Origin of the sequence: Acinetobacter sp. TSRC1-2 (assembly GCF_049895885.1) — a bacterium.
In the GTDB taxonomy this organism is placed as follows: domain Bacteria; phylum Pseudomonadota; class Gammaproteobacteria; order Pseudomonadales; family Moraxellaceae; genus Acinetobacter.
In genome coordinates this window covers 1-15,003 of the sequence record NZ_JAFCTF010000021.1, presented here as the reverse complement: position 1 = coordinate 15,003, position 15,003 = coordinate 1, and the positions used below count along the sequence as shown (strand labels likewise).

Genomic DNA, 15,003 nt, shown 5'->3' with positions numbered 1-15,003 from the left:
ACATTATAATAACTGAGAATATAGATAAATCATTCAGTAGACAGCTTTATCTGATTTGATAGTTATGGGTTGGGTTACATAACATTAAACAGCTGTATTCAGCGGTTTATCACTCCAGAAGTGATTACCCAGCATCCGAATTACACAATAATCATAAGTTATTTAACTTACGTAAATTACCTGTCAGGAATTTGTCCACTTATGGCCGTCCAGACACATACGCATTTTTGTCATATCCGAGCTATTGCAGAGTTGCATAACGTTAAACAGCTGTATTCAGCGGTTTATCACTCCAGAAGTGATTACCCAGCATCCGAATTACACAATAATCATAAGTTATTTAACTTACGTAAATTACCTGTCAGGAATTTGTCCACTTATGGCCGTCCAGACACATACGCATTTTTGTCATATCCGAGCTATTGCAGAGTTGCATAACGTTAAACAGCTGTATTCAGCGGTTTATCACTCCAGAAGTGATTACCCAGCATCCGAATTACACAATAATCATAAGTTATTTAACTTACGTAAATTACCTGTCAGGAATTTGTCCACTTATGGCCGTCCAGACACATACGCATTTTTGTCATATCCGAGCTATTGCAGACAATGTAAGGTGAAGAAGAGGGGTCAAGATTTAAAAATTGGGGATGTGACGGTTACATCTGACTACATGAACCCGAATTAGGCAGACTGTTGAAGACAAACGACAGCTCATTTACTATTCTTATGATTCTAATTACAGCCTTTATAGTTATCGTCGTATCACCTTAGATCTGAATAAACGAGGGGGAAACTGCGTAAAAAATAGTGTAAAACCACTAAAAAAACGTATTGCCCCGGTCCAAGGATATAAGAAGCACAGAAGGTATTTTAGTATTCATCCTCAGTCGGTTACGCCAATTCATGTAAATCAAGAGTTTGTTGTGAACACCCCTAGATACTTCCGGGGTGAATGATTTAACTTACATTCGTATTTTGCAAAGCTGGTTATATTTGGCTGTAGTTCTTGATCTATATTTGAGAAAAGTCATCGGTTGGTCATAAAACCTACGTTTACCAAGGATATTATTTCGGATGCACTTTTTATGGCGGGATGGAGACGTAGGCCCAATGAACATGGATCATACATTCGGACCAAGGCTCGATACACCAGGGGAGACTAGCAGAAATTCTGTCAGAAACATGACTTGGTGCCGAGTATGAGCCGTAGAAGCAACTGTTGGGACAATGTTGTTTCTAAATCTTTTTTTTAGCAGCTTAAAGAAGGAAAAAATTAAAAATAGGATCTATAAAACACAAGAAATGCCCCGTGCAAATGTGTTTGATTACATCAAGATGTTTTACAATCGAATCAACAGCTATTCATCTATGGTATATGTCCTTCCAAAATGAGGCTATCTCATCTCTAGAGTACTGGAAGTAAACCAGTAACTATTTTTGATTCCTATATTTTGGTTTATAACCAACATTTAATAGATGAGAAAAATATTTTTTAACATTCTCTTGATCGGTTAATTCGGCTTCGATTCTGTCCTGAAAATCTTCTTGTGTTTCGCCTATTTTTCCAAAATCACGTCCAAAATCTGAATTATTATCAATATCGCAAAGTTTTTGTGCAAAATATGAAATCTGTTTTGCTGTTAATTTATATAAATTTTCAGGAACTTTATCCCCGAGCCTTAGAACCGTATCTTTTTCAAAAAAAGAAAACTCTATATCAGTAATAGTCCTACCTTCTTTTTTCTGGGTATAAGTAACTTCAATATCAGTAAATTTATTGATTTGTTCTATAGCCACCTTTAGAACGCGCTTTTTAAAATCTCCCATTTGAGAGTATTCATCTTCTAGCAAGCCTAATTTTTCTCTAAGATCTGCAATAGGGACATACAGCTTACCTGTGGATCTCCAACGTATTAAAAGCTCGTACAATCGAATTGAGTACACACTAGTAAGTTGCGAAATTTGCTTAAGTTCATATCTAGTAAATTTTTCTTCAAGCTTAATGAAAAGAGGGAGGATATCAGGAGCAAATATCAACTGTACACAAGCAGCCTCTTTAACATACCCTACTTTAGTTACCCATCGACTTTTATAAACACCTTTTTTCCCTGTAATAGGATCTATCGCTTTATAATTAAGTCTACGTTCAAACAAATTATCACATGCTGCTTGTAATGCTTCGTATGCTGATTGTCGACCAAGTTTGAACTGTTTCATATATTCCGAGGCATGAATCGTTAGCATAGTATCAGCCGTCAATTCTGTCTCAATCTCACGGGCGGCAAGAATTGCTATTAAAATTAATCTTTGTTCTGAAAGATTTAGTGCATATGAAGCTTCAATTAAATTATTATCTTTATAAATTACATTACCCATATGTCAGTACTAAAATTTTTGATTAACAATACATGGACAATACTACTTAACGTCCATAAATGGAAGTGTTTTTTTTATGGAAGGAATCTGTCCACTTATGGAAGGAATCTGTCCACTCATATAAAGGAATTTGTCCATTTATATAAAGGAATTTGTCCATTTATTGGTAGGAATTTGTCCATTTATTGGTAGGAATTTGTCCATTTTAATTCTTTGTATCCCAATTATATCAATAGTTACAGAGGATATATAAAATATAAATTTAAAAATAATATATAAAATAATAAAAAAGAATTACTTGTGGATAACTTTTTAATTAAATGTTTGTCTCAATAGTTGATTTTTATATGAAATCAATTTAAATTACTTAAATTATTAAACTTACGTAACTTACATAAAATATGATTATATTAGTTGGTGGTGAAAAAGGTGGGGCTGGAAAAAGCTGCTTATCTCAAAATATAGCAGTATACCTTCAAACAAAAAACAGAGATGTTCTTTTATTAGATGCGGATCCTCAAGGAACAACAACTGATTGGATAAAAGAACGTGATGAGAACGATGATTTAAAAGATATTCCTTCAGTTCAAGCTTCAGGTAACATCCGTTCAGTTCTTAAAGATCTGCAAGGTAGATATCAAGACATTGTAATTGATGCTGGTGGGCAAGATTCTGAAGCTTTACGTTCTGCAATGACAATTGCTACTCATATGTTATTGCCTTTTAGACCAAAGCGTAGGGATTTAAAAACATTAGCACATATGGAACAAGTTTTAAAATTAGCGAAAACAGTCAATCCAGATCTGATTGCGAGAGCAATTATTACACAATGTCCGACGTTACCATCACAGGTTCAAAGAATTTTAGATGCGAAAGATGCATGTAAATCATTTGGTATAAATGCGTTAAATGCAATTACGACTAATAGAAATGTATATGATGATGCTGATGAAAATGGCCTTTCTGTTTTTGAAGTAAATAGTGATCCAAAAGCAAAAGCAGAAATTAAAAATATTGCTAGTGAATTTTTAGGAATTTAATCATGGCTGGATTAAACGGTTTAAAAAAGAAAGTTGAAATATCTCCGGAAGAAAAGTTAGCGGAAGTATTCATATCTGGGGCTGAAAAAAGGGTAAGAGCTTTAGAAACCAAGGAGAAAAAATTTGTTAGATGTACATTTTCTTTGAATGAGGAAGTTAATCAGTTAATTGATGAACTGGTAGTTAAAAGTCAAAATGCACGTGTTAGCAGATCAAGTATTGTAAGAATCGCATTAGAAAATTTGGCTTTAAAAAGCCCAGAGGAAATGAAGGAAATCGTTAATCAACAACTTTCGCAATAACTTGTTTAAGTTACGTAACTTATGCTGGTTGCGTAACTTTTTTTAAACCAATGCTTCCAAAAGTATTTTCGTAGATTAGAGTCTGTTGACATTTTATAATGGCAACCAGATAAAAATACAGGCTTGCAGCTGGGCCTTGGACTTTATATTTCTTCAGTAAGCGTTTGATCTAATGTTCTGAAATATGGAGTAGCTGAGCAGCAGGACGTTGAATTTCTTCATCCAACATAGTGATCAGCATCTATCTTTTATATCCAGCCCACAGGGATACCATCATAAACCAGACATTTTTATTGGTGAGAATATAGACACTTTAAATGGGTTCTAACAATTCGATATACTATTTAAAATGTCCGCTTTTAGAATATGCACTTTTGCGATTCTCTTAGTAGACGGTTTGATATGTTTGTATCTATGTCGCATAAGGAACTTAAACGATTGTCAGTCTTACAGGAAATCTGTGATCAACACGTAACTCAAGCCCAAGCTGCTCCGCTACTGTATATTTCACAATGTAAGATCGGCGTTCATTGCAAAAAATATAAAGCTCAAAGCCCAGCTACATTAGCCCATACCGGTCGTGTCAAACTATCAATTCCAAACTCCGTCTCTGACAAACTCAGTACGGTTCATAATCGTAGTTTAATAAATTTTTAACAATCTAGGCCTTAGATTATATTTAATATTTATTAAATATTGTCTTCTGCCATTTGTAGAGCCTTTTGCATCCAGCTTACAAGATGCGCTTTGCGCAATCGCTTAAATTCTTGCTCAGTCAGACGACTTTTAATTTGATCAATCACTTTGTTATTGACTAGATTTTTACCTAGGTAGTACATGGCTGAAATAGCCAGCCCAGCTCTAGTACCTGAAAATTGAAGTAACTTGGCATCATTCGTGTGCACGAAATATACTCTAATCCCGGAAATTTCCATTTCTCTGGTTGTACCACTTGTATGAAGTACTCGATGCATAGGCACTTGAGTACTTAAACCTAACCGGTTCGCTGCTGCTCCACCATGTAATTGGATGATTTCCCTATTTTTAATGCTAATAACTTGGATAACCTCGTTAACATCTGGCGGAATCTGCTTACCCTTTAAAAATTTGCTTATTTCCGGTTTGTAATAAATTCCGTTTTGTACACGCTGAAGAAGACCTTGCTCAACCATCCGGGATAAGCAGCGTTGAATTGTCTGGCGTGAACTAGTCTCCACTTTAATATCGTTGATGGTAAAAACACGTCCACGTTTAATTTTTCTAATTTGATGTTTTACATTTTTAGTAATCGTCGTATGTACTTGAGCTACATTTTTCATAACATTCTCAAATCTATATATTGAAATAGTACAATAGTTTCAGACAAATAAATATTGATTAACTTATAGTTTTTTAGACAAAAAAATACATATGCTATAAAGAAGATAATTCATGAAATTAAGGATTTGTATTATTGTCAATACTGTTGAGTGCGGTCAGTACCAAGCTATTTGTAAAATTGCATAAAGTTGTAAGATTTAAACCCAAGAGTACCTCTGATAGAGAGTTATTTTTGAAAATTAAAAAAATTCAAAAGCATCGCCATGCGTAGCGACAAAACGGATTCGTGTTTTGCCGCCATGATTCATCTTTGTGCTCGCATGATTAACTCTGGCCAATTCTCAACAGCCCCTACAAGAGTATTGCTGGTGACGATAAGTTGTTTGATCGTAAATGTGATCTTATTTTCCTTCTTAACTTGATGGGTCATCGACTTTAAACCAGTAGGAATATTCCTCAGCTTTTCCATCGACCAGGACATTCATAATTTTGACATCGTAAGTCACGTTGTATTGCATTGAACTAAAATGAAATTGCAGGTTATTGGCAACCAGACCATAGTTGGTATTGTCATACTGGATATTATTAATTGGCTGGATTTGCTGATTATCTCGTCTGACTACCGTCAGCTTCGCCTGGGAAAAGTCTACCTTATTGTTGGCGTAGGCATTCTGTGAATCGACTAAAATTGAGAGGGATAATGGTTCACTTTTTAGAAAGAATTTCTTTGGATAATTATGATACGGATAGGCAATAACGCCTTTCTCTACTAGCGTGATTAATTTTTGTGATTCATACGGATAAACAGTTTTCATAGCAGCTCCCACGATCGTAGGAAAGCTTTTGGCATCGGTATTTGATACTTCACCATAGGATGCTTTTGTCAGAAACGGACTTAAGATATACCGTCGATGTCCAATATTGGGTGAGTTCTTTTCTATCAACCAATTAGCCAGATGTTTATCAGCGCCATACTTTTCTAGATGCTCGTAGGCTTGAATAAAATTCAAGTTAGATGTCGAAGCTCCCTGAAGACCAATATCACTAAAGCAGGTCCAACTCGCATCCGGGTAATGTGAGGTCTTTTCATTTACAGCCAAGAGCATGGATGCTTGCATCATCTGGTCTTCATGGGCATAGTCGTATTCAACTTTAGGAAGTTCATGTAATGCACGAATCTCATTCAGCGTATTGATAAAGAGTTGGCGATCGGCCTCACTCGGACTACCCGCCTGACAGGCATTTAAGTCTTTATTACTTTCTGCATCAGCATTAATGACATCAACAGTCATGCTAGTACTCAATGGCAGAATTTGTTTTGTTCCAGCCTGAGTCAGTTTCAACCTACATTTGCCTAAATCAAGGGCTTTTAATTCGCCACTTTCAAATTTGCAAATATCTGGACGATCACTGCTGAAACTGAGCGTGAGGTCTTGATCCGTCTTGAGTATGAGCTGGTAAGCCTGACCTTTTATAAATCGCTTAATCTGTAAAGGCTGAAGGGTTTGCGAGGTCTTGTTCTTGCATTCACCCTCTTGCAGATATTGGGTTTCTGAACAGGTGACCGGCTTGGGTGTAGTATTCTCATTGTTTGAGTCATCTGCTCCACTGTTATTCGATGAACTAGAATCTCCACCCGAACCACCACCACACCCCAGCGTTATGATACTGATTGCCAGCATCAGGACAGATGGCATCAACTTTTTCGAATTCATCATGATTTTACTGCCTCTTATAATTGTTATTGATAATGATCAGCCGACAGGAGTTGGCGGATTTCACTGGCCATTTTTGGGCTACGCCAAGGAAACAGCACTTTGAGGCAATAATTGGGCTTGAATTGATCACGTGTTCCAATATTAATTTGGTATTCTCTTTTGATTGGACTTCTATGTTCGTGATGATTGACGTGGGTTCCCATCATAGGGTTACTGATCACCGTGGTGGAATAAGACACTTTATCTTCAACCAAGTTGAAGTGACCAACCGAGGTAATATAATTAAATGGATATTTCACTAAGCGTTGATCTGGCTCATCAAACAGGATGATGGTTTTATTCTGACTGTTAATCCAAACACCACGATTTTGATAATTAAAGCTTTCACCTTGACCTTTAAGTTGTTCAGTCATCCCATCAAAGAAGGTATTTCCATACTCATAGAAGTAATACGTGATCACAAACCAGAACAACCAGAAGCCAAAGAACAAGTAGCCAAACCAATTAAAGGAAAAAATTTTGGCAATAATGAGAAAAATGACCATCGGCAATACTACACATTTTAAAAATACTTTGGATTTTTTGGGACGGTTTTCGATGGGAATGATTTTAGGTTGAGTCAATTCAGGCATGGTTGTTCCCCCACATGTTCAATGCAATTCACAATCACCAGGGGAGATAAAAAATGTATTTTTTATCGGCGTAATTTAGCCATCCACCTTAGGGATTGTTCGCGTAATAAATGTTTTTTTAATACAGCTTAGAAATTAAAATGAGTGCTGTATTCTCTGTTGAATGGCACAACAAAGCTGAACAGGTGGTGAAGCGTAAATAAAAAAAGATAGGTACAGCATGAAAAGCTCCTTGAATCTTAAGAAACTCTACCAATTACTGCTAAATAATGGTGGCAGAGCAAAAGAGGGTTAGCAGACTGGGATCCAAGGAACCAGCACGTCCGAAGACGTCCCCCTCCTGCCCTACCATAGAAAAAAAGGGGGACGAGAAGGTTCACAAAAAATAGACGGGCTATTTTCTGTGCTGGATCAACGGTCTGCTAAAACCGACTGGCAATGTAGGCCAGCGAGTTCATATTAGTTTTATCTAAGAATTTAGTCAATTTCACCATACGATAAAATTCACATTATTCTTTGGGGGCGAATTGAGTTAAGTCTTTGATTTTTCCCATAAGCTCAAATTAAACTCTATTGATCAATCTTTGACTTAATAATTGATCTACTTAAGAGCCGCATTTCTTTTAAAAGTAGATCCTCTCAATTAAGTGCAGAAGATCAACTTTCATTGTTTTTAAGCTATTGGTAGAAATATGTAACGCTCTTTCATGTTGCAAAAAACTACGTTATTTCTGAGCTAAACGCCTCAAAAATGGGTGGTCATTTTATTCAGTATTTTATATGAAATAAATATATTCTAATTAAACAAAGTAATAGTATAAAAACTATAGTTAATTTAATAATAATTACTGATTAATCAGAATAATATTTGTTAATCATGGACTTTAAAAATTAAGATTAGTATTCAAAATTATTTTCTTTTGACGCTTCAAAAATATAAGTACTCTGATTTTGATATTCATTTTTTTTGGATAACTCAAGATGATACTCATTTTTGTAAATTTCATATAAATTAGCTTCTCGAATTTTCTTGATTGAGGTTTTAAATTTATGAACTTTATCTTGGATTTTTTGATCTTGACTATGAAAATAATGACGCGGTATTTGGGGAACATCTTGTAAATTTGTACCATATTTTTGATTATAATCTTCATTTGATAAACAGGAGACTTTATTTTCAACCTCGATCTTAATTCCATAAATTTCTACCTCTTTAACTGGTGCATATAATTTCAAAAAATTATTTATTACTTTTTCTGTTATTTTACGATAATGACTAATTTGATAACGTCCAAGTTTTAGTACATCTGCAGTAATTTTTTTTGCGCCACCTTTCCCAGGATTTTTAGGACAATATTTTTTAAAAAATTTTTCCGGTGTACGTTCAATTCCATCAAAAACACTTCGTTCAGAATATAATAAATGCAGATGCGGTTGTTCATAACGCTCATCAAGTGATGCAACATGACTATGAATTGAAAAACTATATGGCATTTTATATTTATCACAAAACTCATGTATTAATTGATTAGATAATTCTAAACGTTTTAGTTTATTGAGATCTTTAGGCAAGGCGATAGTAATGTGGGCAGACGTTCGCCCGCTCATACTCTCGTATTGATCTGCAGCATTCCAAAAAAATTCAGGATTATCTTCCGCCCATTTTGGCATATTAGCTGATGCTGTACATTCTAACTCTTCAACATCTTGTTTATGCGTTGAAAAATGCAAAGTACGAGTAATATAGTGATAAGCAGCTTTTGATGAGTGTCTAAATTTATTTCTACGCGTATTTTTACGCTCACTTTTTACTTTTTTTAGATTATGACGTAAATCAAAATAATACATATATGAACTCTACAATTTTAATAAAGAGCAGAGATCATATAAAATTTTTTAAAAAAATTATTCGTTTCATATAGAAAACTCAAAAATAATTTAAGCTATTTAAAAATACGTATTAGCATAGTCAAACTAATAATTAGATTTTTAAAATTCATTTAAATTATGTATGAAGATTTCATCAAATTCTTAAAACTATCGTGTAACACTGTCTATTTTTCACTCATTCTATCGTGTAACACTGTCTATTTTCGCTCATTCTATCGTGTAACACGGGTAAAGTTATCGTGTAACACTGTCTATTTTCGCTCATTTTATCGTGTAACACGGGTAAAGCTATCGTGTAACACACTCAAATGAAAATTTGATAAATATTTATAACTTTTTTTAAAACAGTAACTTATAAACTAATAGGGCTCCGCAGGACGAGGTGTAGTGTTCATTAAAATTCGCTGATAAGCGAATTTTAATGAACACGGAGACGAGATAAAAATCTTCTTTTTGCATTCGCAAAAGAAGATTTTTATCTCTCATTACTAGCAGTTAAACTAGCAGCAAATTAAAAGTAAACTAAAAGAGAGTAGTAAAAAAAGAGTAGAAATTTTTTCAAAATTCGAACATATCTCAATTTTAAAATTGGACTTATGATATAAATTTTTTATTTTTTGAGGAATTATCACGATGAGTCGCAAAGCATTAACAAGTACAGATCACATTTATGCAATACTCGATTTTGCTAGAATCTATCCCGCTTTTGAAAAATCTCATTTCACTGTTCTTAAATTGATTGATCAAAAAGATTTAAAAGATTTAACTCATAAAGAAATATTATTATTGAAAAAAACATATCAGTACATTCAAAAAAGAATTAAAATTAATGAAGTACTGGTAACAATATATCGAAAAGATCCGAACAAAATTACAACTATAGAAAAAGATATTTTAGATTACAGCTATATAGAAGAAGTTATCCCACCGGTTATCGAACATTATCGAGTAGCTGAGAAAATGTTAGAAAATTATATGTCTAATTTACCACCAGATATGAAAATAAATATTCATCAGAATATATTAGCTGCTGATAATGATTTAGAAAAAAAACAAAAAGTAAAAGATAAAAAAATGAAAGATCATAAAAAATTTTTTATTGGTGCAACATTTCTTTCATTTTTTAACTTATATGGGATTGATGATGACCCACTTGAAACTTTATTTGAAATGGTAAAATTGCATCTAATGCATGATTATTTCGGAAAAGATTTATTATCTGATGCAGAAATTAATGAATTTAACATTTCCGAAATCGGTAGAGAGTTCAATAACAAAAAGAACTCTATTTTAATTAATCCAAATAATCCTTTTCAGATTTATAATGAGTAAATTAACAGAAAAAGTAGTATACGTTATTAGCCGACCGTTTTTATAGGTCGGCTAAGCAGCATACGTTTTTAATAATATTATTAATTTATTTGCATAATGAAAAATTAAATTGATTTATTTATAAATATATATTAAATTTTTTATAAAAATATTGGAAGAAAATAATTAAAATTATATAGCTGTTAAATAGATTAAAATGTAAAATTATTTTTTTGATTTTTAAGGCTATATCATCTTTTTTTAATAATTTAGTAATGTCTTTTTTGAAGATATTTTTATTATAAATAGGGGCTTTATTTAGTCAAGTCTTTTAAAGTATTAAGATAATATACTTTCTATAAAATTGAATTAAATTTTTATATAGATTTAATAGGATAGTAAATGATCAGAGCTCATTTAACCTTGAATGGTTTTTACATGGTTTTATCACAATGTATGATTTTTATAAGCTAAAATAAATATAACAGCTAATTTCAACTGAGTTAATCACCTGCTTTTAAATACCGGTATACCGCCTGACGACTAATCCTAAATAAAAACTGATCAAAGATTTAAGAGGGAACATACACGTTTAACGGTACTCAATAAATTTACAAAATTAGGCAAAAAATTATCGAGTTATAACTAGAATTTTGGTTATTGATGAATGCTCTAACATTTCAAATACTTGTCCAACACAGCCATACAAATAGCATTTTTTTCTTATTAACTTTTCCAATCAAAAATTATGTTGCATTAAGGCATGAACTATTTTTCTAAAATCAAAGCTTATGTGTTGAGTGATGTGGAACTCTTTAATGAATAATAAAATTTATGTATTTATAGAGTACACCCCAAAGTAACGTCATGGTGACCAAAATCCTGAACCTAAAATCAAAGTTTTAGAAGCCCTGGAACATTGATTTAGGTACGTTTAAAGCAAGTCTTAGATTTATACGTGACATAAAAAAGCTTTCCCCTACAAAATCAGTGGTCTATTAAGGACTATGATAGTCTAAGCCAGTTTTTGGAAATCTATTAAGCTCTTTAGTTGAGTTAACCTATGAGCCACTTGCAGACCAATAAAAAAATTTTAAATAGAATCAAAAGATTACGAGGTCAGATGAATGCTGTTCATGATTCACTCATTATCTTGCATAGCAACACTACAACAAGTAGCAGCTATAAAAGGGGCTATTAATGGCCTTATGAATGAATTAATACAAGAGCACTTAAAGACACATGTTTTAGAAGGTGAATATAATCAAGAAGAGTTGAAAGTATTCTTAGAAATATTAAAAAATTATAGCTAATTTTTTAATATATTTTGCTCTATTTACACAATGGTTGCTTTATTAGCGATGGCTAAGCCAAGTTGAATTTGCAGCACGTCTCCATATCAGCGCAAGAACGCTACAGAAACAGGACCAGCAGCGACTTTAATTCGTATTCTGGATGCACATCTAAGCTTGATTTAAAGCTAAGACACAGATCGCACAATAAAAAACCCCGACATCCTGTCAGGGTTTTTTATTGTGCGATCTGTGGTAGCTGCTGTGCTACCTCACGTTCCTGGTGTTTGAACTTATTATTATTGTTTTTTGTTCCGGAACTTCCTATTCCTTCATGACTTCATCATAGAAAAATTTCCTGGTCATGGACAGCCGCAAAGGGCAGAGATTGGTGTGAGCATATACGTACAAAACAGCCTGAATTTTATCCACAAGAAATGGGGATAATTTCAGATCCAGGAGCCTTGTAAATTGGGCAAAAATCCCCAAATTGACTACTTTTTAAACAAACTTATTAGCAATAACTATCAAAACTGTTTAAAAAAAAGCCGACTTGTTTCCAAGCCGGCTTTTTAAGTTTGCGTCCCCGATTATTTATAGCATAACTTTTTGAAATTTAACACTATTTTTATTAATTCCGTATAAGCACCATTATGTTAATTTTAGAAAGTTTTATAATCTTTGTGAAAGTAACATAATAAAAGAAGCCTTCAATCATCACTATAAAACTTAGGCTCATACCGAGTTTTTAATACTTTGTTTAGAAAGCTAGATAAAGCTGATACATTATAATTTATATTATAAAAAAGAAAGATGGTGCCAGTGATGAAAATTAAATATCCCATTCTAAAATTGGTCGTAAGCTGTCTATGCTTAAATTCAACATATGCAATAGCCTCTCCTGTCTTTCCCAATAATAGTAAAGTCCAAACATCTAATATCTCTAGCAAAACGCCAGGAACAATCTTATCCATACAAGAAGAGAATATCGATCTATTTACGAATGCTTCACAGCGGTTCTTAATCACTTACCGTAGTCGCGGAGTACAGTCTGAACCAATTGTAACTTCAGGATATCTCTTACTGCCTAAAGGTAAAGTACCCCAAGGAGGTTGGCCTGTTCTTGCTTGGGCTCATGGTACAACTGGTGTAGCAGATACTTGTGCCCCTTCTGGAGATTATGCCGGCGGCCCAGTCCATGTCTATCAACAAATTGCTGCTAAAGCACTAAATGCCTGGCTTGCTCGCGGATATGCAGTCGTCGCACCTGATTATCAGGGTTTAGGTACCCCAGGTGGACATCCATATATGAACGCACAAAGTCAGTTGCACACTGTCGTTGATGCTGTCCGGGCAACCCACCATTTACAACCCTATAAATTTAGTAAAAACTGGTATGTAATGGGGCATAGTCAAGGAGGTGCAGCATCTCTGAAGGTTGCAGCGGAAGGCCAGAAAGATGCACCTGAATTTAATCTGCGTGGGGCAATTGTACTCGCACCAGGTGGGTACCAATATGAGGGAATTGCTGAATATGTTGCCAGTAATCCGCAAATCACCACCGATGTTGCCGCATTTTTTCCAATCGTTCTTCTTGGAGCAGAAGCAGCAGATCCTAGCCTAGCTCCAGCAAATTTAGTTAGCCCAGACATGGGAAAAATTCTTAATTATGCACGTAATCGCTGTTTGTCAGAATTACAATCTGATCTAAAGGCAGCACCTAAAACAGTTTTTAAACCGAATGTAAATTTGACACCTTTGACAAATTATTTAAAAAAACAGTCTATTGAGAATATGACACCTACTGTGCCGATTCTAATTGTACAAGGTGATAAAGATCAGCTTGTAGATTACCGTGGTACTTATGCTTACTATCAGCAAGTATGTAAGAAGCAAAAACCTATTTCCTTTCACCCCGTCAAGAATGGAGATCATCGTGACTCTTTAAGACAAAGTGAATTCCTGATTGGAAGCTTTATCAATTCAGTTGAACAAGGGAAAACTGTAAATACCTGCAATTCAAAATGATACGGTAGATTTAGGATTTTGAACTCAAAATAAAGCTACGCAGTATAAAAATTAAATATTTCGAGTTTTAATATACAAACGGAAATAAATCAAAATGATGCCACAAAGTTTATTATCACTGACGAATAAAATAGCACTTGTAACAGGCGGTGCAGCAGGTATTGGGAAAGCCAGTGCTCTCATTCTTGCACAAGCAGGCTCGGACGTTATGATTGCCGATTTAAATTTAGAAGCAGCTAAACATACAGCTGAAGAAATAAAGAAGCTCACTGGACGCAACATAGAATATGTTGCATGTAATATTCTGCAAGATGATCAATTGGTCAATGCAGTGAATAAAACAATCGAAACTTTTGGTCACATTCACATCTTAGTTAACAATGCTGGAGGAGGTGGCGGTGGCCGTGAATCTCCTGATCAAATTACCGTAGATACTATAGAACGTGATTTTCAGCTTAATGTGTTTGCTGTTTGGCGATTGTGTCAACTCGTCGCACCGCATATGAATAAAGCTGGTTACGGCTCAATAATAAATATCAGCTCTATGAGTTCAATTAATAAAAGCCCTGCTATGAGCGGATATGCATCATCAAAAGCAGCTTTAAACCATATGGTTGCTAATTTGGCACATGATTTTGGTCCAAATATACGTATTAATGCTGTAGGACCTGGAGCGATTCGTACCGCAGCATTAGAAAAAGTACTGAAGCCTGAGATTGAAAAAAGAATGCTCTCCCATACACCATTACAACGATTAGGTGAACCCGAAGATATCGCGAGAGCTGTGTTATTCTTTGCCTCACCTATTTAATCATGGGTTTCTGGACAAACCTTATTTGTAAATGGTGGTGGTGTACAAACACTTGATTAAAGAGTGCTGTCTAAAACCTAAAATTCTTATAAATTGAATATGAGGGGCAATCTGTATTTGGTTGCATAGCAATAGGCTTAAAGCTGCTACACATATCTCAACTAAATCTAGCTATTTAACATAATAGCCTTATACGAAATCAGTTTGTTAGAACCCATTTAAAGTGTCTATATTCTCACCAATAAAAATGTCTGGTTTATGATGGTTTTTATCACCATGG

At 34.2% G+C, this 15,003-nt stretch carries 10 protein-coding genes and 4 pseudogenes; 9 read left to right on the top strand and 5 right to left on the bottom strand.

The window, feature by feature from the left end; genetic code table 11:
• Positions 1–669: 669 nt before the first annotated feature.
• Positions 670–1,395: pseudogene (locus ACP69Y_RS15890) on the top strand (IS3 family transposase); the annotation flags it as partial.
• 39 nt (positions 1,396–1,434) lie between these two features.
• Here the strand turns inward: ACP69Y_RS15890 and repM are convergent.
• The gene (gene repM, locus ACP69Y_RS15885; RefSeq protein WP_425919415.1) at positions 1,435–2,379 is read right to left on the bottom strand and encodes a replication initiation protein RepM; all 945 of its coding nucleotides are present in this window, start codon (positions 2,377–2,379) and stop codon (positions 1,435–1,437) included.
• 401 nt (positions 2,380–2,780) lie between these two features.
• Here repM and ACP69Y_RS15880 point away from each other — a divergent pair, with 401 nt between their 5' ends.
• From ACP69Y_RS15880 to ACP69Y_RS15870, 3 genes and pseudogenes are all read left to right on the top strand, one after another.
• Positions 2,781–3,419, top strand: coding sequence for an AAA family ATPase (locus ACP69Y_RS15880; protein ID WP_425919414.1), 639 nt, complete (start codon positions 2,781–2,783; stop codon positions 3,417–3,419).
• A 2-nt stretch (positions 3,420–3,421) separates the two neighbouring features.
• Positions 3,422–3,721 (top strand): hypothetical protein, encoded by a 300-nt coding sequence (locus ACP69Y_RS15875; RefSeq protein ID WP_425919413.1) that lies wholly within the window; start codon positions 3,422–3,424, stop codon positions 3,719–3,721.
• A 414-nt stretch (positions 3,722–4,135) separates the two neighbouring features.
• Positions 4,136–4,315, top strand: a pseudogene (locus tag ACP69Y_RS15870) (ISNCY family transposase); the annotation flags it as partial.
• Positions 4,316–4,410: 95 nt separating this feature from the next.
• On the opposite strand, the gene ACP69Y_RS15865 reads toward ACP69Y_RS15870, so the two are convergent.
• From ACP69Y_RS15865 to ACP69Y_RS15850, 4 genes are all read right to left on the bottom strand, one after another.
• Positions 4,411–5,040, bottom strand: a complete 630-nt coding sequence (locus tag ACP69Y_RS15865; protein WP_425919412.1) for a DUF6088 family protein — start codon at positions 5,038–5,040, stop codon at positions 4,411–4,413.
• Between the two features lie 414 nt (positions 5,041–5,454).
• On the bottom strand, positions 5,455–6,759 hold the full coding sequence (locus ACP69Y_RS15860) for a CAP domain-containing protein (protein ID WP_425919411.1): 1,305 nt from the start codon (positions 6,757–6,759) through the stop codon (positions 5,455–5,457).
• A 23-nt stretch (positions 6,760–6,782) separates the two neighbouring features.
• Positions 6,783–7,391 (bottom strand): hypothetical protein, encoded by a 609-nt coding sequence (locus tag ACP69Y_RS15855; RefSeq protein ID WP_425919410.1) that lies wholly within the window; start codon positions 7,389–7,391, stop codon positions 6,783–6,785.
• Positions 7,392–8,288: 897 nt separating this feature from the next.
• Positions 8,289–9,239, bottom strand: a complete 951-nt coding sequence (locus ACP69Y_RS15850; RefSeq protein WP_425919409.1) for a MobA/MobL family protein — start codon at positions 9,237–9,239, stop codon at positions 8,289–8,291.
• 675 nt (positions 9,240–9,914) lie between these two features.
• Here ACP69Y_RS15850 and ACP69Y_RS15845 point away from each other — a divergent pair.
• The 5 genes and pseudogenes from ACP69Y_RS15845 to ACP69Y_RS15825 all read left to right on the top strand — a co-directional run bounded on the left by ACP69Y_RS15845 (position 9,915) and on the right by ACP69Y_RS15825 (position 14,723).
• The gene (locus tag ACP69Y_RS15845; RefSeq protein WP_425919408.1) at positions 9,915–10,613 is read left to right on the top strand and encodes a hypothetical protein; all 699 of its coding nucleotides are present in this window, start codon (positions 9,915–9,917) and stop codon (positions 10,611–10,613) included.
• 1,042 nt (positions 10,614–11,655) lie between these two features.
• Positions 11,656–11,905 (top strand): annotated as a pseudogene (locus ACP69Y_RS15840) (metal/formaldehyde-sensitive transcriptional repressor).
• 52 nt (positions 11,906–11,957) lie between these two features.
• Positions 11,958–12,070 (top strand): annotated as a pseudogene (locus ACP69Y_RS15835) (transcriptional regulator); the annotation flags it as partial.
• A 627-nt stretch (positions 12,071–12,697) separates the two neighbouring features.
• Positions 12,698–13,912, top strand: coding sequence for an alpha/beta hydrolase family protein (locus ACP69Y_RS15830; RefSeq protein WP_425919406.1), 1,215 nt, complete (start codon positions 12,698–12,700; stop codon positions 13,910–13,912).
• Between the two features lie 97 nt (positions 13,913–14,009).
• On the top strand, positions 14,010–14,723 hold the full coding sequence (locus tag ACP69Y_RS15825) for an SDR family oxidoreductase (protein ID WP_425919429.1): 714 nt from the start codon (positions 14,010–14,012) through the stop codon (positions 14,721–14,723).
• Positions 14,724–15,003 lie beyond the last annotated feature (280 nt).

What these genes read in the sequence shown, in the direction of transcription:
- ACP69Y_RS15830 (WP_425919406.1), top strand. Translation starts at nt 12,698, where the DNA reads ATGGTGCCAGTGATGAAAATTAAATATCCCATTCTAAAATTGGTCGTA.
- ACP69Y_RS15855 (WP_425919410.1), bottom strand. Translation starts at nt 7,391, where the DNA reads ATGCCTGAATTGACTCAACCTAAAATCATTCCCATCGAAAACCGTCCC.
- ACP69Y_RS15880 (WP_425919414.1), top strand. Translation starts at nt 2,781, where the DNA reads ATGATTATATTAGTTGGTGGTGAAAAAGGTGGGGCTGGAAAAAGCTGC.
- ACP69Y_RS15850 (WP_425919409.1), bottom strand. Translation starts at nt 9,239, where the DNA reads ATGTATTATTTTGATTTACGTCATAATCTAAAAAAAGTAAAAAGTGAG.
- ACP69Y_RS15865 (WP_425919412.1), bottom strand. Translation starts at nt 5,040, where the DNA reads ATGAAAAATGTAGCTCAAGTACATACGACGATTACTAAAAATGTAAAA.
- ACP69Y_RS15825 (WP_425919429.1), top strand. Translation starts at nt 14,010, where the DNA reads ATGCCACAAAGTTTATTATCACTGACGAATAAAATAGCACTTGTAACA.
- repM (WP_425919415.1), bottom strand. Translation starts at nt 2,379, where the DNA reads ATGGGTAATGTAATTTATAAAGATAATAATTTAATTGAAGCTTCATAT.
- ACP69Y_RS15860 (WP_425919411.1), bottom strand. Translation starts at nt 6,759, where the DNA reads ATGATGAATTCGAAAAAGTTGATGCCATCTGTCCTGATGCTGGCAATC.
- ACP69Y_RS15875 (WP_425919413.1), top strand. Translation starts at nt 3,422, where the DNA reads ATGGCTGGATTAAACGGTTTAAAAAAGAAAGTTGAAATATCTCCGGAA.
- ACP69Y_RS15845 (WP_425919408.1), top strand. Translation starts at nt 9,915, where the DNA reads ATGAGTCGCAAAGCATTAACAAGTACAGATCACATTTATGCAATACTC.